Origin of the sequence: Pantoea alhagi (assembly GCF_002101395.1) — a bacterium.
GTDB classification, from domain to species: Bacteria; Pseudomonadota; Gammaproteobacteria; order Enterobacterales; family Enterobacteriaceae; genus Mixta; species Mixta alhagi.
Genome location: NZ_CP019706.1, coordinates 3,061,257 through 3,085,618 on the forward strand (window position 1 = coordinate 3,061,257; position 24,362 = coordinate 3,085,618).

Below are 24,362 nucleotides of genomic sequence, written 5' to 3' on the forward strand. Positions count from 1 at the left end.
ATTGCTTCCTGAACGTCGGCCAGGAGCATTATGAAACAGCCTGACCTGCCTGATAACGCGCTTGTTGCGCACTCTCTCTCCCTGTTCCGCCAGCGTGCGCCGCTGATCCACTGCATGACTAACGATGTGGTGCAATCCTTTACCGCTAACGTCTTGCTGGCGCTTCACGCGTCGCCCGCGATGGTTATCGATGCCGAAGAAGCCGCGCAGTTTAGCGCTATCTCCGATGCGCTGCTGATTAACGTCGGGACGCTGACCCAGCCGCGCGCCGCAGCCATGCTGGCGGCAGTCAACGCCGCTAACGCCGCCAGCACGCCCTGGACGCTCGATCCGGTAGCGGTAGGGGCGCTGCGCTTGCGTAGCGAATTCTGCCAGCAACTGCTGACGCTGCAGCCCGCAGCGATTCGTGGCAACGCCTCTGAAATTCTCGCGCTGGCGCTACAGCAGGGCGGCGGACGCGGCGTGGATACGCAGCACCCGACGGAATCAGCGCTTTCTGCTGCCCGGCAGCTGGCCCGGCGCTATGCCACCATCGTTGCCATTACCGGCGAGGTGGATTACGTCACCGATGGCGAGCGCACGCTGCGCATTCCAGGCGGCTCGCCTCTGATGACGCGCGTGGTTGGCACCGGCTGCGCGCTTTCGGCGGTAGTGGCTGGCTTTGCGGCGCTGCCGGGCGATCGGCTGCTGCATGTTGCCAGCGCCTGCCAGATTATCTCCTGCGTCGGTGCTCAGGCGGCAGCTTCAACAAGCGGGCCGGGCAGCTTTATCCCGGCCTTTCTTGACGGACTCTGGAACCTGAATGAGGAGGCGCTGGCATGATCCGCATTAACGCATTAACCATTGCCGGTACCGATCCCAGCGGCGGCGCAGGTATCCAGGCCGATCTGAAAACCTTTTCTGCGCTGGGCGCTTATGGCACCAGCGTGATCACGGCGTTGGTAGCGCAAAATACCTGCGGCGTGCAGTCGGTTTACCGTATCGAACCTGACTTTGTTGCCGCACAGCTGGATTCAGTATTAAGCGATGTGCGTATTGATAGCGCCAAAATCGGCATGCTGGCGGAGAGCGATATTGTCGAAGCGGTCGCGGAAAGGCTTCGCCACGCCGCCATTCCCTGGGTGGTACTGGATACGGTGATGCTGGCGAAAAGCGGCGATGCGCTGTTGTCAACGCAGGCGGTAGAGACGCTGCGCCAGCAGTTGTTGCCGCAGGTGTCATTGATTACGCCTAACCTGCCGGAGGCGGCGGCGCTGCTGGAAACGCATCATGCGCGCGATGAGGCGGAAATGAAGCAGCAGGGCAGAGCGCTGCTGGCGCTGGGCTGCGAGGCGGTGCTGATCAAGGGCGGGCACCTCAGTGATGCCGAAAGTCCGGACTGGCTGTTTACCCGTGAAGGTGAGCAACGTTTTACCGCGCCGCGTATCGCCACGCGTAATACCCACGGTACCGGCTGTACGCTCTCTTCGGCGCTGGCTGCCCTACGCCCACGTCATAATGACTGGGCCACAACGATTGCTGCGGCTAAAAACTGGCTACAGGGTGCGCTGGAACAGGCTGATACGCTGGAGGTAGGAAAGGGCATCGGGCCTGTGCACCATTTTTACCGCTGGTGGTAGGCGTAACGTAAAATTTACCCGCGAATATTTCTGAAAAATGGAGTCAGCAGTTTGCGTAAGTGAGGGAAAGGAGGTCAGTCTGTGGCGGGTCGTCGGGCGGTGGGAACTCTGCCCGACCAGTCAAGCCTCGCCTCAATTTACAGGAGCAAACATGACGGACATCGTACAGTTACTGGGCAAAGAAGCAGACAGCCTTTTGCAACATCGCTGCATGACCATTCCAGCGGAAAGCCTTTACCTTCCGGGCGCGGATTATATTGATCGGGTGATGATTGATAACAATCGTCCCCCTGCAGTGCTGCGCAATATGCAGACGCTGTACAACTCCGGGCGGCTGGCGGGCACCGGCTATCTCTCTATTCTGCCGGTCGATCAGGGCGTGGAGCACTCCGCCGGTGCCTCTTTTGCCGCCAATCCGCGCTATTTCGATCCGAAAAACATTGTTGAGCTGGCTATTGAAGCGGGCTGTAACTGCGTGGCCTCAACCTATGGCGTGCTGGCATCGGTATCACGCCGCTATGCGCATAAAATCCCGTTTATGGTAAAGCTGAACCATAACGAAACCCTGAGCTATCCGGCACAGTATGATCAAACGCTTTATGCCAGCGTTGAGCAGGCGTTTAATCTGGGCGCGGTGGCCGTGGGCGCTACCATTTATTTTGGCTCTGAACAGTCTCGCCGTCAGATTGAAGAGGTTTCCGCCGCCTTTGAGCGTGCGCATGAACTGGGAATGGTAACCGTGCTTTGGGCCTATCTGCGCAATAACGCCTTTAAAAAAGAGGGCGTGGATTATCACGTTAGCGCTGACCTTTCCGGTCAGGCCAACCATCTTGCCGCCACCATTGGTGCTGATATCGTAAAACAGAAAATGGCGGAGAATAACGGCGGCTACAATATGGTGAAATTTGGTCACACCGATGAACGCGTTTACAGCAAACTCACCAGTGAAAATCCGATTGATCTGGTGCGCTATCAGCTGGCTAACTGCTATATGGGCCGTGCCGGATTGATTAACTCAGGCGGTGCGTCGTCGGGCGAGACCGATATCGCTGAATCGGTTCGTACAGCGGTGATCAATAAACGCGCAGGCGGCATGGGCCTGATTCTGGGGCGCAAGGCGTTTAAGAAGTCGATGAAGGATGGCGTGGCGTTAATCAATGCCGTGCAGGATGTCTATTTAGCTAACGACATTACTGTCGCCTGATCCCTGGCGTGGCGGCACTGCGCCGCCCGATCGGTCGTTAAACCTGTTCAAACCATTCGCTGTTCTGCTCGGCGATAGGCGTAATAGAGAAAATCATCTCCTGCAGATGCCGACGCATCGCCTGTTCAGCGCCGTCGGCATCTTTATTGCGCAACGTGCTGAGGATCTCCTCATGCTGTTCAATCAGACTCTCCGGCGGCGAAACTTTGCTGAGCGTTAGAAAGCGCACGCGGTCCATGGTGGCTTTGATATTTTCTACCGTTTCCCACGCCAGCTCACAGTGAATACTTTGTGCAATCAGCAGATGAAATTCATCGTCCAGCATTAAAAAAGCCTGTACGTCATGGCGCTGCGCCGCCATTTTTTGCAGCTGAAGGTTATGTTCCAGCGCCATTAACGCGGCAGGCGCCGCTTCCATTGCAGCCCGACGCACCACGGCGATCTCTACCGCTTCGCGAATAAACCGGCCATCTGCCACGCGCTGAGCGGAAATTTTACGCACAAAGGTACCGCGCTGCGGCAGGATTTGTACCAGTCCAGCCTCCGCCAGTTTGATAAAGGCTTCCCGCACCGGCTGACGTGACACGTTAAAACGTGAAGAGACCTCTTTTTCTGACAACAGTGAACCAGGGTGGATGACGCAGGTGACAATATCCTGACGCAAAAAGCGATAAATCTGCTGGTTAACCGGCTCGTTAGCGGTAATGGTGTAGGCTATTGACATACGACAACTTTCCTGGACAGCTGGACGCGAAAGCCTTCAGTCTAAACAGCCCGTTAGCTCCGCGCCAGCCCTTTTGTCAAAGGAACAATTAATAGCTTACGATAAGCTGCTTAACCGTTTCTTTCGCCCCGGATTTCAGTAGCTGCTGATAAAAATCGAGCACCCGCGCGGTGAACTGCTCATTAGCCGGCAAGTCGTCGCCAAATACTTTCTGCAGCGAGAGCAGGGCAGCAATACGTGCTTCGCCTTCAGCACTTTCACTGACGCGCTGCGCCAGCGTCTCTTTTAACGGATCGTTAATTTCAATCGCGTTGCCCTGTTCATCAACCCCGCCGACATAGCGGATCCAGCCCGCCACGCCCAGCGCCAGCAGATCGAAACGGCTGTTATGCGCCAGATGCCAGCGGATGCTGTCAAGCCAGCGCTGCGGCAGCTTTTGCGTACCGTCAGAGGCGATTTGCCAGGTGCGATGCTTAATGGCGCGGTTTTGATAGCGAGCAATCAGGGAATCGGCGTAGGCGACCAGGTCCACATTTTGAGTGCGCAGGGTTGGGGCCTGTTCCGCCAGCATCAGCTTACGGGCGGCACGCAGGAAATTCTCATCCTCCATACAGTCGCTGATATGTTGATAGCCAGCCAGGTAGCCGAGATAGGCCAGAAAGGAGTGGCTGCCATTAAGCATACGCAGCTTCATCTCCTCGAACGGCAACACATCCTCTACCAGTTCTGCGCCAGCCTTTTCCCAGGCAGGGCGACCGTTAACGAAATTATCTTCAATTACCCACTGGAAAAAGGGTTCGCACTGCACCGCAACCGGATCGTAGCAGCCCAGCTTTTCGCCCAACGTATCCAGCGCTTCCTGCGTCATTGCCGGAACAATGCGGTCAACCATGGTAGAGGGGAAGGTCAGATGATGACGGATGTAGTCCGCCAGTCCGGCATCCTGTTTCTCTGCCAGCTGTAACACCACATTGCGTGTGACATGACCGTTTTCCGGCATGTTGTCGCAGGACATCACGCTAAAAGGAGGAAGATCGCGATCGCGGCGGCGCTTTACGGCAGCCAGAATCACGCCGGGCAGTGAATGGGGCGCATCAGGATGGGCAATATCGTGCTGAATAACGGGATGTTCAAGGTTAAGCTGGCCGGTGGCCGGATGGTGACAGTAACCTTTTTCGGTCACGGTCATCGAGACGATAGCAATATCCGGCTGACACATCGCCTCAATCACCGCCTCGATCCCATCGGTACGTGCATCCACGGCTGCGGTAACGACCCCCACCGCGCGTGAGGTTTTACCGCTGTCCGCCATCTCCGTCACGGTGTACAGATGATCCTGCTGACGCAGCGATTCCACCAGCTTGCTGGTGCTGTGCAGATTGATCTCGCACTCGATATAGCCCCAGTCGCTCTGCTGCTCCCGCGCCAGCCGGTCAGCGCATACTGCCTGATGGGCGCGATGGAAAGCGCCAAAACCGATATGCAGGATGCGCGCGCGCAGCCGGGAACGATCGTAATCGGGAACTAAAACATCGTCTGCCAGTGTCTCAACGGATAGCATGAGAAAATCCTTCTTACTTAACGTAAAAGGCGCGCCATGCGCGCCGGAAGTGGTTATACAGAAACAGGTTTGCTGGTGGCTTTCGGGCTTTTTATCACGAACAGCACCAGCATTGCGCCCAGCGCGGCAATCACGCCTGCCAGCACAAAGGCGCTGTCGAATTTGCCGGTATGCTGCACAATAAAGCCGGTAACCACTGGCCCGATAATCCCGGACAGGCTGCCAATCAGATGGATAAAGCCGCTAATGCCACCGACACGGCTTTTATGCACCACATCCTGAATAATCGCCCAGTAGATCGCGCCGGTGATATACAGGAAGAAGATAGAGACCGACATCAGCAATACCGCAGAAGTTACCCCTTCTACCGTACCGGCCAGCGCCACACAAAGGGCAGCGGCGAGTAACGAGACCACCAGCACAATTTTTCGCGACAGCAGCAGCCGACCGGTGATGTTGAAAATCTTATCGGAGATCCAGCCGCCCAGCGCCAGACCGACAAAACCCACAATCCAGGGGATAACGGTGGTCATGCTCATCGATTTGATGTCCAGGTTGTGCGCCTGCACCAGATAAGCCGGGAACCAGCTCAGGAAGAAGAACAAAATGTAGTTGTAACAAAAGAAGGCGAAGGCGGTAACCAGGATAATCGGCTGACGCAGATAGTAGCCCAGTCCGTGCGCTGCCTGATCCAGCTCCGGCTCGTCGCCCGGCTGTGCCTCTTTGAGTTTATCGATCAATGCGCGCTCCCCGGCGGAAACACGTTTACTGCGCGCCGGATTATCCGCAGCGATGAAAAACCACACCACCATCCAGACGATGCCAATCGAACAGATAATGATAAACGCCGGTCGCCAGCCGAACGCCAGCGCCAGATAGCCGATAATCGGTCCGGCTACCGCGCCGCCCAGCGGCGAACCGGCGCTCAGAAAGCCCATCGCGGTGGCCGCCTGTTTTTTCGGGAACCAGCCGTTAATTGCCTTGTTGGCGGAAGCACAGATCGGGCCTTCCGCCATGCCGAACAGCACGCGCAGGATCAGCATCGACCAAAAGCCGGTCGCAACGGCGGTCAGGCCACAGAACAGCGACCACATACCGACGGCGATGCCCAGCACCAGCGTCGGGCCATATTTATCGGTCGCAAGGCCGCCAATAAAGTTAAACAGGGCATAACCAAAAAAGAAGCTGCCGAAAATCAGGCCGAACTGCTCGGCGTTCAGCATTAAATCTTTTTCAATCATCGGTACGGTGAGGGAAAGCGCTACACGATCGAGGTAATTGATCATGTAGACCAGGAACAGCAGAAGTACTATGGTCCAACGTAAATTCTTGAACATGGTATCTCCGTAATCGTTTGATAATTATAATAATTTACGGGAGGGCGACAGCGTCGCCCAACCCCTGGCTTATTCAACAGATAAAATAACTTTGCAACAGGTACGCGGATCTTTTTCAAACAGGGTCATGGCTTGCTCAACCTCGGCAAGCGGGAAATAGTGCGTGACCAGCTTCTCTGGCTGGATAGCGCCGCGCTCAATCCATTCAATCACCTGCGGGAAACGATGACTGTTTAATCGTGAGGTAAACAGCGACAGCTCTTTACTGGTCAGGCTTTGCTGCGTTAGCGTGCAGGGTTCGGCAGAGAAACCAAGCAGGCCGATACGTGCCGCCGGTGAAGCCAGTGCCGCCGCTTCCGCCAGAATCGACGGATGACAGGCAGCATCAATAATCAGCGTCGGCTGTACGCCTTCCAGCTGGGCCGCCAGCGGCACCTCGCTGTTATTAAAGACCACATCCGCGCCGCTTTGTTGCGCTAACGCCAGCCGCTCCGGCAGACGATCCACCACCAGCACCTGCCGTACGCCATACACGCCTTTTAACACCTGGATCGCCGTCAGGCCCATCGGACCCGCGCCATAGACCAGCGCAACATCCTGCGCGGTGGGCTGCAAAAAGGCAGTGATATTGGCGGCAATGGTGAAGGGCTCAATCAGGCTGGCCAGCTTATCGGGAATGGTATCCGGCACGCGGTAAGCATTGCGGGCTGGCGCAACGGCATATTCGCTAAAGCCGCCGTCGCGATGCACGCCAATCACCTGTAGCTCACGGCAGACGTTCGGGCGGCCCACCGAACAGGGATAGCAGTGGCCGCAGCTCACTACCGGATCGACCGCCACGCGTTCGCCAATGCGGGCAGCATCAACGCCTGCGCCGACGGCGTCGATCACGCCAAAAAATTCATGACCGATTACGCGCGGATAGCGCGCAAAAGGGTTATGGCCGTGCCAGATATGCACATCTGAACCGCAAATGCTGGCGTAGCGCACTTTTACCCGCACTTCGCCTGCGGCAGGTTGCGGCAATGCGCGCTGTTGTAGCTGCAGTTCGCCGGGTTGTTGGATAACCACGCTTTTCATCATCATTTCCTTACCAGTTCCACAGGGTGCCGTCTTCAAGGCGGGCGACCGGCAAATAGGCGGGTTCATAGGGGTATTTCGCTGCCAGCTTTTCATCAAACTCAATGCCCAGCCCTGGCTTATCGCCCGGATGCATATAGCCGTTATCGAAGGTCCAGCTGTGCGGGAAGACTTCCAGCATCTGATCGGAGTACCCCATATATTCCTGTACGCCGAAGTTCGGTACCCAGAGATCGAAATGCAGCGCCGCAGCCATGCAGATCGGCGACAGATCGGACGGGCCGTGCGATCCGGTGCGAACCTGATACAGCGAGGCGAAATCAGCGATGCGGCGCATGCCGGTGATGCCGCCCGCATGAGTAATAGTGGTACGGATATAGTCAATTAGCTGCTCTTCAATCAGCTGTTTGCAATCCCAGATACTGTTAAAAACTTCGCCCACGGCAATTGGCGTAACGGTATGCTGGCGGATCAGGCGGAAGCACTCCTGGTTTTCTGCCGGAGTAGGATCTTCCATCCAGAACAGGCGGTAATCTTCGATGCGCTTGCCGAAGCGTGCTGCTTCGATTGGCGTCAGGCGATGGTGCATGTCATGCAGCAGGTGCTCATCGAAGCCAAAGCGTTCACGCACGGCAGCAAACAGTTTTGGCGTAAAATCAAGATACTTTTCGCTCGACCAGAGCTGCTCTTCCGGCCAGTCACCTTTAGTGGCGGGTTCATAGGCCATGCCTTTGCCTTTTGCCATGCCGTAGGTGGTTTTCATGCCCGGCACGCCGCACTGCACGCGAATCGCCTTAAAGCCCATCTCTTTATGACGCGCATAGTCATCCAGCACTTCATCAATACTGTGACCGGTGGTGTGGCAGTAAACCATAACGCCGGTACGCGATGCGCCGCCCAGCAGCTGATACAGCGGCATGTTGGCGGCTTTGGCTTTGATATCCCACAGCGCCATATCAACGGCGGAAATTGCGGACATCGTTACCGGGCCGCGTCGCCAGTAGGCGCCTTTATAAAAGAACTGCCAGATATCTTCGATTTGATGCGCGTCGCGGCCAATCAGCTGCGGGCAGATATGATCTTTCAGATAGGAAGCAACCGGCAGCTCGCGTCCGTTGAGCGTGGCATCGCCAATGCCGGTGATCCCTTCATCGGTGGTAATTTTCAGCGTGACAAAATTCCTGCCCGGGCAGGTAACAAAGACTTCAGCGTTAACGATTTTCATTCTTCTGACCTTGATAGCGACTTCGGATGAACAAAATCTAAGCGCTGTTGTACTACCATACAAGTAGAGATGGGCAGGAGTTCGATCGCGATCACACTGTTTCGCGCGGTCAGGTTATGTTGTAAAGAATCTGTTTAAACAGTCGTCTAACAGGCCAGAAGCAAGGGCATAGGGTATGAGTGGAAGCAGAGAAGAGCGAGGGTAACTGCCTGGTAGCTAAAATATTTTAGCCGCAGGCAGAAAACTCATGTCAGGCGATCAGTTCACATTGCGGCGGTAAACGGCAGGCCAGCGCTCCGGAGATAACCTCAATATGAAACTCAGTGCCGCTGAGCGGCTCGCCGTCGAGATTAAAGGTCATCTCGTTGGGTGAAGAGATCTTCAGCCACGGCAGCGAAGCGGAAATGATATTCGGATTCTGTTCATCGCTGGTTAAAGAGTGCAGCAGCGTGGAAAGCAGCTCTTGTGAATTGACGATACTCAGATCCAGCAAGCCATCGTTAATAAATGCCCGTGGACAAAGACGCTGGCCGCCGCCCGCCTGACGTCCATTACCGACGCCGATCGCCAGCGCATCGCCATTCCAGGAGAAATCGGGACCGCTGATGGCGCAGCTGTCTGCCTTTAACGTATCCATGCGCATCAAACCATGAATAAAATAGGAGACGCCGCCTAACGCAGATTTCAGCTTTTCCGGCGTTTCGGTGGTGATACGCGTGCCGAAACCGCCTGTGGCCATGTTAATGAAATAGCGATCCTGATTAACGCGCGCCAGATCGATATTGACTGTTTCGCCTGCAATCGCCAGCCGCAGCGCGGCCTCAGGATCTTCAGGGATACCGGCGCTGGTAGCGAAGTCATTGGCGGTGCCCAGCGGTAAAATCCCTAAAACCGGCCGGGAAGAGGATGCAACCTTGATCAGGCTGTTCGCCAGCTCATTAATGGTGCCGTCGCCGCCGCCCGCCACCACGGTCGTGGCATGCAGGGTAATAGCTTCCTGCAGATAACGCTCGCTGTCGCCTGTTTCCCAGGTTACGCGCACTTCAATGGGATAACCTTCAGCGCGTAGCGTAGCGATCGCCGTACGCAGCGCCTCGTTTCCCGCACCTTTTCCATTCAGGATCACCAGTGTCAAAGCCTGTTTTTCCATGCTATTTCCCTTGGCAGCAAATTTTGCAATAAGAGTGACATCAAAAACAACGCACCTGCGCAGGGGCCTGGATCTTCCACGCGTTGAGTCGCTCACTCATCTTTGTCAGACTGTTTTTATAGCACAGAAGCGGGGAAAAGCTGTGCGTACAGGTGGGCTTTAAGAGCAGCACGCAAAGAAAAACCCGCGCGGGGGAGCCGGGCGGGCGAATGAGGTGGTTCCTGGTATAGACTGCCGTTTCTTTTTGCTCGTTTTAGCAAGCGCGATGTTATCGACAAACCGCGCCGGCTAATGTGATCAAATTCTAAAAACGGTTATGGCGGATCATTAATTTGCGCTGGAGACGTTCGCCTCCGCGTGCGGATTACGCGTAGTGGTGCCGTTAAGATTGCGCATCAGCAGAGCAAAGTTCAAATCTACTTCCTCTGGTACCGGCAGCCAGACGATATGGCCATTGCCGGGCGCAACCCCGATCGGCTGACCTTTACTATTTTCCAGCGCCGTCAGCGTAAAATGCAGGTTACCGGCGGGGGTCATCAGCTCCAGGCTGTCGCCCACGGAGAACTTATTTTTCACGTCAACCTGTGCCAGCGCGCCGCGTCGTTCGCCGGTAAACTCGCCGACAAACTGCTGACGTTCAGAGATCGAATAGCCATAATCGTAGTTTTGATAGCTGTCATGGGTATGGCGGCGCAGGAAACCTTCGGTATAACCGCGATGCGCCAGACCTTCCAGCGTAGTGAGCAGCGAGGGATCGAACGGCTTGCCAGCGGCAGCGTCGTCAATAGCGCGGCGATAAACCTGGGCGGTACGGGCGCAGTAGTAAAATGATTTGGTGCGTCCTTCAATCTTCAGCGAGTGCACACCCATCCGCGTCAGGCGCTCCACGTGCGCCACGGCACGCAGATCTTTGGAATTCATAATATAGGTGCCGTGCTCATCTTCGAACGCGGTCATATATTCGCCGGGCCGCATCGCCTCTTCAATCAGAAACACTTTATCGGTCGGCTGACCGGCGCCGAGCGTCGGGGTGACATCCTGCACCGGAATCGGCTCATACTGATGCACAATATTGCCGATCTCATCCTCTTTGCCTTCCTGAACCTTGTACTCCCAGCGGCAGGCGTTGGTGCAGGTGCCCTGGTTGGGATCGCGCTTGTTGATATAACCGGAGAGCAGGCAGCGCCCGGAATAGGCCATGCAAAGCGCGCCATGCACAAAGATCTCCAGTTCCATTTCCGGCACCTGCTGGCGGATCTCTTCAATCTCTTCCAGCGACAGCTCGCGGGACAAAATAACGCGCGACAGCCCCATCTGTTGCCAGAATTTCACCGTCGCCCAGTTAACCGCATTGGCCTGAACCGACAGATGGATCGGCATCGCGGGGAACGCATTGCGCACCATCATGATCAGGCCGGGATCGGACATAATCAGCGCGTCCGGCTGCATATCAATCACCGGCTGGAGATCGCGGATAAAGGTTTTCAGCTTGGCGTTATGCGGGGCGATGTTCACGACCACATAAAACTTTTTACCCAGCGCGTGCGCTTCCTGAATACCCAGCGCCAGATTCTGATGGTTAAATTCGTTGTTGCGCACCCGCAGGCTGTAGCGTGGCTGGCCGGCATACACGGCGTCTGCGCCATAGGCAAAGGCGTAGCGCATATTTTTCAGCGTACCGGCCGGAGAGAGGAGTTCCGGTTTAAACATAATATTCTCAGTCTGATGTCAGGTCAGATATTGCTGACGGGCACAGCAAAAATTGATGGCCCGTTAAAAGGTGAGAAATTCTAAGCGGCTGAAGCAGCGATGTAAATTGCGCTAGATCAAGCGACACGCATCCGCCTCCCAGCGGTAGCCCATGCCGTAGACGGCGCGAATAAAGGGCTGATCGGCGTCCAGCGCCTCCAGCTTGCGGCGCAGGTTTTTGATATGGCTGTCGATGGTGCGATCGGTGACCACGCGGTAATCGTCATAAAGATGGTTTAACAGCTGCTCGCGCGAAAAGACTTTACCGGGTTCCTGCGCCAGCGTTTTCAGCAGACGAAACTCAGCGGGCGTCAGGTCGAGCGCTTTTCCCGCCCAGCTGGCCTGAAAACGTGCTTCATTCACCAGCAGCGGCGACGACGGCGCGGCATCTTCCTGGCTGCGCTGACAGCGACGCAGAATAGTTTTTACGCGCGCCACCACTTCACGCGGGCTGAAGGGCTTACAGATATAATCATCCGCGCCAATCTCCAGCCCCAGCAGGCGATCGATCTCTTCGATTTTTGCGGTAACCATCACAATCGGCAGCTCGGAAAAGCGGCGCAGCTCACGACAGACGGAAAGGCCATCCAGCCCGGGCAGCATCAAATCCAGCAGGATCAGGTCCGGCGGCGTTTGTTTTACAAAAGCAAGAACCTCGTCGCCGCGTGCCAGATGATGGGTGCGGTAGCTGGCCGCCTGCAGATAATCGATCATCAGCTGAGCGATCTTTGGTTCATCTTCCACAATCAGGATAAGGGGCATGTTAATTTCGGTCATGGCTGGCTATTCAGGATTTATCGTGCGGCAATTCTACCCTGATTTGCAGTCCACCTAAATCAGAGTGATCCGCCGACATCGTACCGCCATGCGCTTCGACAATATTGCGACAGATCGCCAGACCCAGCCCCGAGCCGCCGCTGGCGCGATTGCGGGAGCCTTCGGTGCGGTAAAAACGCTCAAATATTTGTTCACGTTGCGCGTCAGCAACGCCCGGCGCGGAATCATCAATCAGCAGTTGCCAGCGATCCGCCGTGCTTTGCAGCGTCATTTTTACCGTTCCTCCCGCATCGGTGTAACGCAGGCTGTTTTCCAGCAGATTGGTGAACAGCTGGATCAGCCGATCGGGATCGCCGAAAAAGGGCGCCTGCTCCACCAGCGACAGTTGCAGCCTCAAAGCATGACTGGCGTAGCGCGCATAGAAGTTACCGGCGACCAGCTCCAGCAGCGCCGCCAGGTCAGTTGGGCTTTTGCGATAGGCGAGGGCGCCTTCATCCGACAGCGACAGCTGATGGAGATCGTCGACCAGCTTGGTGAGCGTGGCGACTTCCATCAGCAGCGAAGTCACTGCTTCAGGCGTCAGTTTACGCACACCATCCTGCATCGCTTCCAGTTCGCCGCGCAGGATCGCCAGCGGCGTACGCAGCTCGTGGGAAATATCTGCCATAAAGGCGCGCCGCATGCTTTCGTTTTTTTCCAGTGAGCTGGCAAGGCGGTTAAAGTCCTGCGCCAGTCGCCCCAGCTCATCCTGACTGCTCACCGCCACCCGACTGGTGAAATGACCTGCCGCCAGCTGGTGGGTGCCAGCAACCAGCCGTCTGACCGGAGCCAGCAGCCCGCGCGACATCAGCCAGGTCACCGCCGCCGCCAGCAGCGTTGACAGTCCGACAATCAGCCAGCTGGTTCGCCGCTGCTGCTGATCAAAATTAATATCGGCGCTGCGCGTCAGGCGCTCCGGCGGCGAGCCGATTACCCAGCCGACAACATGCCCGCTGTCGGTATTGATGGCGCGGCGGATCCCCTCCTGCGGCACCGGAGAGCGCGGGCCGATCAGCACATGATAGCGCTGGTCGATAATCCAGAACTGGGTACGCCAGCCATGCGGCGGGAGATGATTACTGGTGTCGGGATTCTGCTCCAGCGAACGCAGAATAGAAAACACCAGCCGGTTATTGTTGCGCAAAAAATCCCAGTTGCCGTGCTGCTGATACTGATCTGCCAGCGCCTCGCTCAGCAGTGTCAGCCGCTGTTCATTGCCGCGCTTGATGTAATCGATAAAGCCGTGCTCAAAGCTGAGGCGAACGCCCCAGTGCATGGTGATCAGCACCAGCATGCAGGTAGAAAAAATAGCGCAAAACAGCTTTGCGCTGATGCCAAAACGCAACTTATCCATTAACGCGACGATCTCCCGCGGCCCAGCGCCGCATTCTTACTTGATGCTTTTGGTACGCGCCAGAAAACCAGCGCTGGCAGCGCAATCACCAGCGCCACGCAAATCCAGGTATAGATAAAGGTTTCATGGGCCATTTCGCTGTCGATAGCGGCGTGATGACCAAAAGCGCCCAACAGCAGACCAGCAATGGTGACGCCAATACTCATCGCCAGCTGCATAATCATCGACAGCAGGCTGTTGCCGCTGGAAGCGAGATTGTCCGGCAGCTCTTTTAACGTCAGCGTATTCATTGAGGAGAAGCGAATAGCGTTCACCATCCCCTGGAAAAACAGCACGATCGGCAGCGCCCAGATCCAGCCCATCAGCGCCACCAGCGGAAACAGCAATACCACGCCCGCCAGCGCCAGGGTGGAGCCTACCAGCACATTACGGTAGCCAAAGCGGTTAACAATCTGCACCACGATGCGCTTCATGCCCATATTGCCCAGCACCATCGGGATCATCATCAGACCTGCGTGAAACGGACTGTAGCCCATGCCAAGCTGCAAAAACAGCGGCGTAAGAAATGGCAACATCCCACTGCCGATACGTCCGGTCAGGCTGCCCAGCAGGCCGATTGAGTAGGTGCGGTTGTCGAACAGCTTCAGGCTGAACAGCGCGTTATCATTAGCCCGTGCATGCATCAGATAGAACAGCAGCGAGAACACGCCCGCCAGAATCAACAGCCCCAGCGCCAGCGGCGAATTGCCGGATCCGTGTTGCCCGTCCAGCGCCAGCGTCAATGTCGCCATGCCCGCCGCCAGCAGCAGAAAACCGGAAAAGTCGAAGCGGCGCGTCTGCATAGAGTAGTTAGGCATCAGCATAATGGTCGCCAGCGCCCCCAGAATCCCCACCGGCAGGTTAATCAGGAAAATCCAGTGCCAGCTGGCATATTCCACCAGCACGCCGCCCAGCGCCGGGCCAACCAGCGGGCCAATCTGCCCCGGCAGCGTAACAAAGGTCATGGCCGCCATATATTGCTCACGCGGCACGATTTTCATTACCGTCAGGCGGCCCACCGGCACCAGCATCGCACCGCCGAAGCCCTGCAGCACGCGGGCCAGCACCAGCTGATTCAGGGTTCCCGCCAGTGCACAAAACAGCGAACCGAGGCTAAACAGCACGATGGCGGCAAAAAAGATGTTGCGCACGCCAAAGCGGTCTGCCAGCCAGCCGCTGAGCGGCAGCGTTACCGCCACCGTCAGCACATAGGAAACCACCACCGAATGCATCTGGAGCGGATCGACCCCTAAATCGCGCGCCATTGTGGGCAGGGCGGTATTCACAATGGTGGTATCCAGCGTCTGCATAAAAAAACCAATGGCAACGATCCACAGCTGCCAGCGTACCGATGCAGATTGTGCATTCTTCATAGTTCGCCCCGGTTATGTCTTAAGCCTGGCGGCCGGTTAACCAGCGACCGCCAGCGGTTTTTTCTGTCGCCGCAGCTTGTCCATATAGAGATAAACCACCGGCGTGGTATAAAGCGTTAACAACTGGCTCATTACCAGCCCGCCAACAATGGTAATGCCGAGCGGCTGACGCAACTCCGCGCCATCGCCGCTGGTCAGTACCAGCGGCAGCGCGCCCAGCAGGGCGGCCAGCGTGGTCATCACTATAGGACGAAAGCGCAGCAGCGACGCCTGGAAGATCGCTTCGCGTGCGCTCATGCTACTGTTGCGCTGCGCCTCCAGCGCAAAGTCCACCATCATGATGGCATTCTTCTTTACAATGCCAATCAGCAGCATAATGCCGATCAGCGCAATCAGGCTAAAGGGCGCGCCGAAAAGCTCCAGCGCCAGCAGCGCGCCAACGCCCGCCGAGGGCAGCGTAGAGAGAATGGTCAGCGGATGGACATAGCTCTCATACAGGATGCCCAGCACAATATAAACGGTGGCGATCGCCGCAAGGATCAGCCATAGCTGGCTGTTCTGCGTTTCTTTGAACACCTGTGCGGTACCGGCGAAGCTGCCGCGCACGTTGGAAGGCACGCCCAGCGCGGTAATGGTGCGCTCAATCGCCTCTGACGCCTGCGACAGCGAAACGCCTTCCGGCAGGTTAAAGGCGATGGTGGAAGCAGCCGACAGTCCCTGATGATTCACCGAGAGCGGCGCATTGGCTGGCTGCCAGCGGGCAAACCACGACAGCGGAATGGGCTTGCCGTCGCTGTTGATCAAAAACATCTGATCCAGCGCACTGATATCCTGGGTATAGCGCGGATCCACTTCCATTACCACTTTGTACTGATTAAGCGGCTGATAAATGGTAGAGATCTGGCGCTGCCCAAAAGCGTTGTTCAGCAGGGCGTTAGCGTCGGAAACATCAATGCCCAGCCGCGCCATGCTTTGCCGATCGTAAGTCAGCGCCATTTCTGCGCCTTTGTCCTGCTGGTCGGAACTGACATCCGCCAGCTCCGGCAGCTTGCTGAACGCCGCACGAATTTTCGGCTCCCAGTTGCGCAGGTCACTTAAATTATCTGACAGCAGCGTGTACTGATAGCTGGCGTTAGCCTCTCGTCCGCCAACGCGAATATCCTGCACCGGCATCAGAAACAGGCTGGCACCCGGCTCCTTCGCCAGCTTGACGCGTAGCCGGGCAATCACCTGTTGGGCGCTTTCAGTGCGCGCGGAGAGCGGCTTCAGAGAGATAAACATCGAGCCGCTGTTGGTGCGCGAACCGCCGGTAAAACCGGTTACGTTATCCACCGCCGGATCCTGACGAATGATCTGCATAAAGTCCGCCAGCTTGCCGCGCATTGCCTGGAAAGAGATGCTCTGATCGGCAGAGATAAAGCCCATCAGGCGGCCAGTGTCCTGTTCAGGGAAAAAGGTTTTTGGAATGGTGATATAGAGATATACCGTCAGGCCGATGGTGGCCAGCAGCAGCAGTAACGTCCAGCGCGCCCGCTCCAGCACCCAGTGCAGTGAACGGCCATAGCCGCGTTGCAGGCCCAGCAGCAGGCGGTTAAAACCTCGGGTGCGCGGCTGGCTGCCAGCCCGTTTCGCCTTTAACAGCCAGGCACACATCATCGGCGTCAGAGTGATAGAAATCACCAGCGAGATCATAATTGCTACCGACAGGGTGACGGCAAATTCGCGAAACAGCCGTCCCACCAGCCCGCCCATCAGCAGTAGCGGAATAAATACCGCCACCAGCGAGATGCTCATCGACAGCACGGTAAAGCCCACTTCACGCACGCCCTGTAGCGATGCCTGCAAGGGTTTCATTCCCGCTTCAATATGGCGGGAAATATTCTCCAGCACCACGATGGCGTCATCCACCACAAAACCGGTGGCAATGGTGAGCGCCATCAGCGACAGGTTGTTGAGACTGAATCCACACAGATACATAGCGGCAAAGGTGCCAATCAGCGAGACCGGCACCGCCACCGCCGGAATCAGGGTCGCGCGACCGGAGCGCAGGAACAGAAACACCACCAGAATCACCAGCGCCACGGCAATCACCAGCGATTGCTCTACCTCCTCCAGCGAGGCGCGAATGGTCGGTGAGCGATCCTGTGCCACCGCCAGATTAATGGCGGCAGGGATAATTTCATGCAGCTCCGGCAGCTCGGCGCGAATGCGGTCAACGGTCTGGATCACGTTGGCGTCAGCAGTTTTGCGGATCACCAACAGCACCGCCGGTTTAGCGTTGGTCATTCCGGCGTTGCGCACATCCTGTACCGAGTCGGTAACCGTGGCGACATCCGCCAGGCGTACCGCTGCGCCATTGTTGTAATGCACTACCAGCGGCTGATATTCCGCTGCGGTTTTTAGCTCATCATTGGTTCTGAACTGCCAGCGCTCGCCATTGTTTTCCACCGCCCCTGCGGACGGCGCACGTTGGCGTTGGCGATCGCCTGGCGCACCGCATCCAGCGAAACGCCCTGATTAAACAACGCCTGTGGATTCAGCTGCACCCGCACCGCTGGCAGCGAGCTGCCGCCAACGGTCACGTCGCCGACCCCTTCAATCTGCGCCAGCTTTTGTGCCAGCTGCGTCGAGGCGTAGTCATACATCTGACCGGGCGTCCAGTCATCGGAGGTCAGCGTCATAATCATGATCGGCGCATCGGATGGGTTCGCCTTGCGCCAGCTGGGACGGGCTGGCATCCCGCTGGGCAACAGGCTTTGCGCGGCGTTGATCGCTGCCTGCACATCACGCGCCGCGCCGTTAATATCGCGATCGTAGTCAAACACCATAATGATGCGCGTACTGCCCAGCGAACTGGTGGAGGTCATTTCACTGACGCCAGCGATGCGCCCCAGCGAACGCTCCAGCGGCGTCGCTACCGATGACGCCATGGTTTCCGGCGAGGCGCCCGGCAGCGAAGCGCTAATCATAATGACCGGAAAATCGACCTGCGGCAGCGGCGACACCGGCAGCAGGCGAAAGCCAAGTATGCCGACCAGCGCAATCGCCAGCGTTAACAGACTGGTAGCGACCGGGCGGTAGATAAACAGCGCAAAAAACTTCACGACTGCGTCTCCCCGCGCTGTAAACGGCGACGCGTATAGTGCGCCAGGCGATCGAACAGCAGGTAAATAACCGGCGTGGTAAACAGCGTCAACACCTGGCTGAGGATCAGCCCGCCGACCATGGCAATGCCGAGCGGACGACGCAGTTCAGCGCCTACGCCGGTGCTCAGCATCAGCGGTAACGCGCCCAGCAGCGCCGCCAGCGTGGTCATCAGTATGGGACGAAAGCGCAGCAAACAGGCCTGATAGATGGCGTCATAGGGTGTTTTGCCCTGTTCGCGCTCGGCGGCAAGCGCGAAATCGATCATCATGATGGCGTTTTTCTTCACGATACCGATCAGCAGGATAACGCCGATTATGGCAATAATATCCAGCTCATGACCGCTTAACAGCAACGCCAGCAACGCGCCCACACCGGCGGTGGGCAGGGTGGAGAGGATGGTGATCGGATGGATAAAGCTCTCATACAGCACGCCAAGCACGATATACATCGCCACGATGGCGGCCACAATCAGCCACGCCGTGCTGCCCAGCGCTGCCTGAAACGCCAGCGTGCTGCCCTGGAAGCGGGTCATGATTTCCGACGGCATCGCCAGATCTTTTTCCGCCGCGCTAATCGCCTGCACCGCTTCGCCCAGCGAATAACCGCTGTTGAGGTTGAACGAAAAGGTGGTTGAGGGGAACTGATCGAGGTGGTTAATCGTCAGGGCGCTATGCTGCTGCTCAACCCGGGCAATAGTGCTGAGCGGCACCGTGCCGCCATCGCTGGTGGCGATGCGGATAGCCTCCAGCGCCTGCAGCCCAGGCGCGTTTTGCGTATCCTGCTCCAGCACCACGCGATACTGGTTGGCCTGGGTATAGATGGTGGAAATCAGCCGCTGGCCGAACGCGTTATATAGCGCGTTATCAATATCGCTCATGCTGATGCCGAGGCGGCTGGCACTGTCGCGGTCGACTTTAACATACGCCTCCAGCCCCTGATCCTGCCAGTCGCTGCTGACATCCTTCAGCTGCGGCAGCGTACGCAGGCGCGCCAACAGCGGCGGCACCCACTGACTTAACGACGCCAGCGAGCCGGTTTGCAGCGTAAACTGATACTGCGTGCGGCTCAGCTGGGTATCGATAGTTAAATCCTGCACCGGTTGCAGCCACAGCGTGACGCCCGGCACGCGCGCTACCGCGCTTTGCAGACGCTCAATCACCGCCGGAATACGATCGTCACGCTCATCCAGCGGCTTCAGGTTAATCTGGACGCGCGCGCTGTTCAGTGCCGGATTGGTGCCATCAACGCCGACGAATGAGGTGACGCTCTGCACCGCCGGATCGCGCTGGATAATCGAGGCGACATCGCGCGTGCGCTGCGCCATGCTGGCGTAAGAGACACTTTGCGGCGCCTGCAGCGTACCCTGAATAATGCCGTTATCCTGTAGCGGGAAGAAGCCTTTGGGTATGAACATCCACAGCAGCAGTGTCAGGATCAGCGTACCTAACGCCACGCCCAGCGTGAGCCACGGATGGCTTAACACGCGGGTCAGCAAACGACCATAAACGGCGATAATACGTTCGAACATCGCTTCGCTGGCGCGGGAAAAGCGGTTCTGACGGCGCAGTGATTCTGCATTAAGCATACGCGCGCACATCATCGGCGTGAGCGTCAGCGAGACGATAGCGGAAATCAATATTGCCACCGCCAGCGTAACGGCAAACTCGCGGAACAGACGTCCGACGATATCGCTCATAAACAGCAGCGGGATCAGCACCGCAATCAGTGAGAAGGTGAGGGAGATAATGGTAAAGCCAATCTCACCGGCCCCTTTCAGCGTGGCGGCCAGTGGCTTTTCCCCCTGCTCGATATAGCGGGATATGTTTTCGATCACCACTATCGCATCGTCCACCACAAAGCCGGTGGCAATGGTGAGCGCCATCAGCGTCAGGTTATTCACCGAGAAGCCGAGCAGCCAGAGCACCGCAAAGGTGCCGATCAATGATAGCGGCACCGCTACCGCCGGAATAATGGTGGCGGGGACGTTGCGCAGAAACAGGTAAATAATCATTACCACCAGCGCCAGTGCCAGCAGCAGTTCCAGCTGCACATCATGCACCGAGGCGCGGATATTGGTGGTACGGTCGGAAAGTAATTTTACTTCGACCGATTTCGGCAACGAGGCGGTCAGTTCCGGCAGCAGGCTGCGAATATTGTCGGCGGTTGCGATGATATTCGCTCCCGGCTGGCGCTGAACATTAAGAACAATCGCCTGCTGCCGGTTGGCCCATGCGCCGAGCCAGCTGTTTTCGGCACCCTGTTCAACGGTAGCGACATCGCCCAGCCGCACCGGCGCGTTATTGCTGTAGGTGATAATCAGCTGACGATAATCTTCCGCCGACTGCATCTGGTCGTTAGCCGACAGGGTAATTGAGCGCTCCGGTCCGTCAAGGCTGCCTTTTGCTGAGTTGACGTTGGCGTTGGCGATAGCGGTACGCACCGTTTCGCTGTCAAGGCCGAGTGCCGCCAGCGCCTGCGCATTCATTTTTACACGCACTGCCGGACGCTGCCCGCCTGACAGCGTAACCAGCCCCACGCCGCTAACCTGAGAGATTTTCTGGGCGATACGGGTTTCCACCATATCCTGCACCTGCGTCATCGGCATGCTGGTGGTGGTCACCGCCAGTGTCATAATTGGCGGATCGGCGGGGTTGACCTTGCTGTAAACCGGCGGATTGGGTAAGTCATCTGGCAGCAGGTTGGTGGCAGAGTTAATTGCCGCCTGCACTTCCTGTTCAGCAACATCCAGCGGCAGCGTAAGCTGAAACTGTAAAGTCACAACCGAGGCACCACCGGAACTCTGCGACGACATCTGCTGCAGCCCGGACATTTGCCCGAACTGACGCTCCAGCGGCGCGGTAATGGCGGAGGTGACAACATCAGGGCTGGCGCCGGGATAGAGCGTGACCACCTGAATGGTGGGGTAATCCACTTCCGGGAGCGCGGAAACCGGCAAAAAGCGATAGCCCAGAATACCGGCCAGCAGAATAGCGACCATTAACAGCGTGGTAGCGACCGGCCTTAGAATAAAGTGGCGTGATGGGCCACCGGTAGCATTAGGAGGTAAAACCTGCATCAGGCGCGATCTCCTTTAGCGCGCGCGGGCTGAGTCGCTTTATCGCTGGTCAGCGGCGTTGTCTGCGGCGCCACAACCTCTACTTTTGCCCCTTCCGTCAGACGATCCAGCCCGTCGGTGACCACCCGCTCGCCAGCATCCAGCCCGGCGCTGATAACCACTTTTTCGCTATCCTGTAACCCCGGCTTGACACTTTTCTTACTCACCTGGTTCTCGCTGTTGATTACCCAGACGAAGTTGCCTTCGCTGCCCATCTGCAACGCGGCAACGGGAATCACCACGGCGTCATGCAGCGTATTGACCTTCAGGCGCGCATTTACAAACTGATTGGGAAACAGACGGTCATCCTCATTGCTGAAACGCGCCTTCAGCTTGATGGTGCCGGTGGTGGTGTCAATCTGGTTATCCAGACTAAGCAGCTCGCCCTGCGTCAGCAAGGTGCTGTTACTGCGATCCCAGGCCTCTACAATCAGCGGCTGGCCCGCTTTCTGCGCCTGTAAAATTGGCTGAATGTTATTTTCCGGCAGGCTGAACAGCACATCGATCGGGTGCGTTTGTGTCAGCACCACCAGCCCGGTGCTGTCACCGCTGGTGATATAGTTGCCGACATCGACCTGCTTCAGGCCGACGCGACCGGCAATCGGCGCGGTAATGCGGCTGTAGGTGAGATTAAGCTCGGCGCTGGCGACACTGCCTTCGTCCGCCTTGATGGTGCCCTGGGTTTCACTGACCAGCGACCGCTGGGTATCCAGCTCCTGCTGAGAGACCAGGTTGCTCTTCGCCAGTTTTTGATAGCGTGCCAGATCGCGCTGGGCGTTAGCCAGCGTTGCCTTATCACGCGCCAGCTGTCCCTGCGCCTGCGCCAGCGCCACCTGATAAGGACGCGGATCGATCTCCGCCAGCAGCTGACCCGCCTCGACCTGTTGCCCTTCCTGAAAATGAATCGCCATCAGCTGACCGTCAACGCGGCTGCGCACCGTCACCGTATTGGCGGCGGTGACGGTGCCCAGGCCAGAAAAGTATTGCGGTACGCTTTGCGTCTGCGCGGTGGCGGCCTGTACCGGCGCCAGCGGCATATTACGCCTGCCGTTTTTGCCGCGCGGCTGCTGCTGGGAGGCGTTCGTCGCGCTGTCGCCATCGCCTTTGGGCCATAGAAAATAACCGGCAACGGCGACCAGCGCGACAAGGATCAATAACAGAATTTTTTTAGATATAGAGCGTGAGGCTTTCATTGCTGTTTATTGCTCTCCGGCAGTGTAATCAATATTTCCAGGCGGGCCAGTCAGGCTATTCCCGCAAAGTTAACCAGTGTAGTTACCAAACAGGATAAAAAAATGAAGGAATTAAGAATATCTGTAAGGCGGCCGTAAGGCTGATGTAAGTATCCGCGATCTTACCAGATGAGACAAATCAGCGCAGGGCATCAGAAGCTGATACAGAAGCACAGATGTTTGCTACGCTCATCAACAGGTTGGCAATACATTAATTCAGGAGAACAATGATGAACCAGATTGAAACCCGTCAGCTTGGGCGCAGTGGCATTGAAGTTCCTACGCTTACCTTTGGCGGCAACGTTTTTGGCTGGACCGTGGACCAGGATACCTCTTTCTCCCTGCTGGATGCGCTGGTGGAAAAAGGGCTGTGGTTCATTGATACCGCTGATGTTTATTCACGCTGGGCGCCAGGCAACCAGGGGGGAGAATCGGAGACCATCATTGGTAACTGGCTGAAAAAAAGCGGCAAACGCGACAAAATTGTGCTGGCTACCAAAGTGGGCATGGAGCTGTCGCCGGAGAAAATCGGGCTGTCAGCCAACTATATTCGGCAGGCGGTGGAAGATTCGCTGCGTCGTCTGCAAACCGACTATATCGATCTCTATCAGGCGCATCGCGATGATGATCAAACCCCACTGGAGGAGACGTTGAAAGCGTTCGACGATCTGATCCGGGAAGGTAAAGTGCGTGCGATCGGCGCTTCTAACTATTCAGCGGATCGTCTGACACAGGCGCTGAAGGTCAGCGAGGAAAATGGTCTGGCGCGTTATGAAACCCTGCAGCCGGAGTATAACCTCTACGATCGCCAGGAGTATGAAAGCGGTCTGGAGCAGGTCGCCACTGAAAATGACATCGGCGTCATCAACTACTATTCGCTGGCCAGCGGCTTTCTGAGCGGCAAATATCGTCGTCCGGAGGATGCCAGTAAGAGCAAGCGCGGACAGGGCGTGGTAGAGAAGTACCTTAACGAGCGTGGGCTGCGTATTTTGCAGGCGCTGGACGAAGTATCTCAGGCGCGCGGCATTACCCCGACGCAGGTTGCACTGGCGTGGCAGATTGTCCGTCCGGGGATCACTGCCCCCATCGTTAGCGCTACTTCGCTGGAGCAGTTAAATGAACTGGTGAAAGCAGCGCAGCTGCGGCTGAATCTGGATGAAGTGGAAAAGATCACGCAGGCCAGCCGCTATTAAGCCAGCCTGATAAAAATGCGCCTGCGGGCGCTTTTTTTATGCGACTGTCAGGCGGTCAGCCTGTTACTGAACAAAAGAGCGGTTGGCTTTGCGTATTGAGCGATATCGCTCCGCGTAAAAAATCAGCACACCCAATGCGCTACCGATAAGCAACAGCAGCAGCAAGGCCGGTAAGGCTTCATCGTAAAAGACGCGCCAGAGCGAAGCGCCTGTAACCACCACTGCCAGACAAACCATCGCTCCGGTATAGCGATAAAGCAGCATCAGCAGCAGAGCAAAAGCGAGATACTGTTGAAAACTGAGATTCCACAGGCTCACGATAAATGTATCCATACCTTAATAACGGGGCTGAAATGCTAACATGCGCGCGCCAGGAAACCGCGTTAATTGTTTTAAAGCATCGTCCGCCCATCAAGAGGTTACGGCAGGTTCAGGCGGCGCAAA

Annotated in this window: 17 protein-coding genes and 1 pseudogene; 4 read left to right on the forward strand and 14 right to left on the reverse strand. The window is 57.0% G+C overall.

The window, feature by feature from the left end; all coding sequences use genetic code 11:
* Positions 1-30: 30 nt before the first annotated feature.
* From thiM to fbaB, 3 genes are all read left to right on the forward strand, one after another.
* Positions 31-822, forward strand: coding sequence for a hydroxyethylthiazole kinase (gene thiM / locus B1H58_RS14275; RefSeq protein ID WP_085071147.1), 792 nt, complete (start codon positions 31-33; stop codon positions 820-822).
* On the forward strand, positions 819-1,619 hold the full coding sequence (gene thiD / locus B1H58_RS14280) for a bifunctional hydroxymethylpyrimidine kinase/phosphomethylpyrimidine kinase (protein ID WP_085071148.1): 801 nt from the start codon (positions 819-821) through the stop codon (positions 1,617-1,619). The genes thiM and thiD overlap by 4 nt, the downstream gene beginning before the upstream one ends.
* A 151-nt stretch (positions 1,620-1,770) precedes the next feature.
* Complete coding sequence (gene fbaB / locus B1H58_RS14285; RefSeq protein ID WP_085071149.1) at positions 1,771-2,823, forward strand: class I fructose-bisphosphate aldolase; 1,053 nt, start codon at positions 1,771-1,773, stop codon at positions 2,821-2,823.
* Between the two features lie 37 nt (positions 2,824-2,860).
* Here the strand turns inward: fbaB and B1H58_RS14290 are convergent, their stop codons facing one another.
* The 13 genes and pseudogenes from B1H58_RS14290 to B1H58_RS14350 form a co-directional block, all read right to left on the reverse strand.
* A complete protein-coding gene (locus B1H58_RS14290; protein WP_085071150.1) occupies positions 2,861-3,547 on the reverse strand; it encodes a GntR family transcriptional regulator in 687 nt (228 codons plus the stop codon).
* 88 nt (positions 3,548-3,635) lie between these two features.
* The gene (locus B1H58_RS14295) at positions 3,636-5,108 is read right to left on the reverse strand and encodes a mannitol dehydrogenase family protein (RefSeq protein WP_085071151.1); all 1,473 of its coding nucleotides are present in this window, start codon (positions 5,106-5,108) and stop codon (positions 3,636-3,638) included.
* A gap of 53 nt (positions 5,109-5,161) precedes the next feature.
* The gene (locus tag B1H58_RS14300) at positions 5,162-6,445 is read right to left on the reverse strand and encodes an MFS transporter (RefSeq protein ID WP_085071152.1); all 1,284 of its coding nucleotides are present in this window, start codon (positions 6,443-6,445) and stop codon (positions 5,162-5,164) included.
* 69 nt (positions 6,446-6,514) lie between these two features.
* Entirely contained in the window at positions 6,515-7,525 is a 1,011-nt protein-coding gene (locus tag B1H58_RS14305; protein WP_085071153.1) for a Zn-dependent oxidoreductase, read from the reverse strand.
* A 10-nt stretch (positions 7,526-7,535) separates the two neighbouring features.
* Positions 7,536-8,750 carry a D-mannonate dehydratase ManD gene (gene manD / locus B1H58_RS14310; RefSeq protein WP_085071154.1) on the reverse strand — a complete coding sequence of 405 codons (1,215 nt, stop codon included), beginning with the start codon at positions 8,748-8,750 and terminating at the stop codon, positions 7,536-7,538.
* Between the two features lie 250 nt (positions 8,751-9,000).
* Positions 9,001-9,900 carry a lipid kinase YegS gene (gene yegS, locus B1H58_RS14315; protein ID WP_085071155.1) on the reverse strand — a complete coding sequence of 300 codons (900 nt, stop codon included), beginning with the start codon at positions 9,898-9,900 and terminating at the stop codon, positions 9,001-9,003.
* Positions 9,901-10,227: 327 nt separating this feature from the next.
* Positions 10,228-11,610, reverse strand: coding sequence for a prephenate-dependent tRNA uridine(34) hydroxylase TrhP (gene trhP / locus B1H58_RS14320; protein WP_085071156.1), 1,383 nt, complete (start codon positions 11,608-11,610; stop codon positions 10,228-10,230).
* Positions 11,611-11,721: 111 nt separating this feature from the next.
* Positions 11,722-12,426, reverse strand: coding sequence for an envelope stress response regulator BaeR (gene baeR / locus B1H58_RS14325; RefSeq protein WP_085071157.1), 705 nt, complete (start codon positions 12,424-12,426; stop codon positions 11,722-11,724).
* Positions 12,427-12,436: 10 nt separating this feature from the next.
* Complete coding sequence (baeS, locus tag B1H58_RS14330) at positions 12,437-13,819, reverse strand: envelope stress sensor histidine kinase BaeS (protein ID WP_085071158.1); 1,383 nt, start codon at positions 13,817-13,819, stop codon at positions 12,437-12,439.
* A complete protein-coding gene (gene mdtD / locus B1H58_RS14335) occupies positions 13,819-15,231 on the reverse strand; it encodes a multidrug transporter subunit MdtD (RefSeq protein WP_085071159.1) in 1,413 nt (470 codons plus the stop codon). Before mdtD ends, baeS begins: the two co-directional genes overlap by 1 nt.
* A gap of 36 nt (positions 15,232-15,267) precedes the next feature.
* Positions 15,268-18,335, reverse strand: a pseudogene (gene mdtC / locus B1H58_RS14340) (multidrug efflux RND transporter permease subunit MdtC).
* Complete coding sequence (locus tag B1H58_RS14345; RefSeq protein WP_085071160.1) at positions 18,332-21,454, reverse strand: MdtB/MuxB family multidrug efflux RND transporter permease subunit; 3,123 nt, start codon at positions 21,452-21,454, stop codon at positions 18,332-18,334. Before B1H58_RS14345 ends, mdtC begins: the two are co-directional and overlap by 4 nt.
* Entirely contained in the window at positions 21,454-22,686 is a 1,233-nt protein-coding gene (locus tag B1H58_RS14350; protein ID WP_085071161.1) for an MdtA/MuxA family multidrug efflux RND transporter periplasmic adaptor subunit, read from the reverse strand. Before B1H58_RS14350 ends, B1H58_RS14345 begins: the two co-directional genes overlap by 1 nt.
* A 269-nt stretch (positions 22,687-22,955) precedes the next feature.
* Between B1H58_RS14350 and B1H58_RS14355 the strand changes: the two genes are divergently transcribed.
* The gene (locus B1H58_RS14355; protein WP_085071162.1) at positions 22,956-23,918 is read left to right on the forward strand and encodes an aldo/keto reductase; all 963 of its coding nucleotides are present in this window, start codon (positions 22,956-22,958) and stop codon (positions 23,916-23,918) included.
* A gap of 63 nt (positions 23,919-23,981) precedes the next feature.
* Here the strand turns inward: B1H58_RS14355 and B1H58_RS14360 are convergent, their stop codons facing one another.
* Positions 23,982-24,236 carry a hypothetical protein gene (locus B1H58_RS14360; protein ID WP_085071163.1) on the reverse strand — a complete coding sequence of 85 codons (255 nt, stop codon included), beginning with the start codon at positions 24,234-24,236 and terminating at the stop codon, positions 23,982-23,984.
* Positions 24,237-24,362: the final 126 nt, after the last annotated feature.

Excerpts from the sequence above, each read along its gene's own strand:
- thiM (WP_085071147.1), top strand. The coding sequence starts at position 31 with ATGAAACAGCCTGACCTGCCTGATAACGCGCTTGTTGCGCACTCTCTC.
- thiD (WP_085071148.1), top strand. The coding sequence starts at position 819 with ATGATCCGCATTAACGCATTAACCATTGCCGGTACCGATCCCAGCGGC.
- fbaB (WP_085071149.1), top strand. The coding sequence starts at position 1,771 with ATGACGGACATCGTACAGTTACTGGGCAAAGAAGCAGACAGCCTTTTG.
- B1H58_RS14290 (WP_085071150.1), bottom strand. The coding sequence starts at position 3,547 with ATGTCAATAGCCTACACCATTACCGCTAACGAGCCGGTTAACCAGCAG.
- B1H58_RS14295 (WP_085071151.1), bottom strand. The coding sequence starts at position 5,108 with ATGCTATCCGTTGAGACACTGGCAGACGATGTTTTAGTTCCCGATTAC.
- B1H58_RS14300 (WP_085071152.1), bottom strand. The coding sequence starts at position 6,445 with ATGTTCAAGAATTTACGTTGGACCATAGTACTTCTGCTGTTCCTGGTC.
- B1H58_RS14305 (WP_085071153.1), bottom strand. The coding sequence starts at position 7,525 with ATGAAAAGCGTGGTTATCCAACAACCCGGCGAACTGCAGCTACAACAG.
- manD (WP_085071154.1), bottom strand. The coding sequence starts at position 8,750 with ATGAAAATCGTTAACGCTGAAGTCTTTGTTACCTGCCCGGGCAGGAAT.
- yegS (WP_085071155.1), bottom strand. The coding sequence starts at position 9,900 with ATGGAAAAACAGGCTTTGACACTGGTGATCCTGAATGGAAAAGGTGCG.
- trhP (WP_085071156.1), bottom strand. The coding sequence starts at position 11,610 with ATGTTTAAACCGGAACTCCTCTCTCCGGCCGGTACGCTGAAAAATATG.
- baeR (WP_085071157.1), bottom strand. The coding sequence starts at position 12,426 with ATGACCGAAATTAACATGCCCCTTATCCTGATTGTGGAAGATGAACCA.
- baeS (WP_085071158.1), bottom strand. The coding sequence starts at position 13,819 with ATGGATAAGTTGCGTTTTGGCATCAGCGCAAAGCTGTTTTGCGCTATT.
- mdtD (WP_085071159.1), bottom strand. The coding sequence starts at position 15,231 with ATGAAGAATGCACAATCTGCATCGGTACGCTGGCAGCTGTGGATCGTT.
- B1H58_RS14345 (WP_085071160.1), bottom strand. The coding sequence starts at position 21,454 with ATGCAGGTTTTACCTCCTAATGCTACCGGTGGCCCATCACGCCACTTT.
- B1H58_RS14350 (WP_085071161.1), bottom strand. The coding sequence starts at position 22,686 with ATGAAAGCCTCACGCTCTATATCTAAAAAAATTCTGTTATTGATCCTT.
- B1H58_RS14355 (WP_085071162.1), top strand. The coding sequence starts at position 22,956 with ATGAACCAGATTGAAACCCGTCAGCTTGGGCGCAGTGGCATTGAAGTT.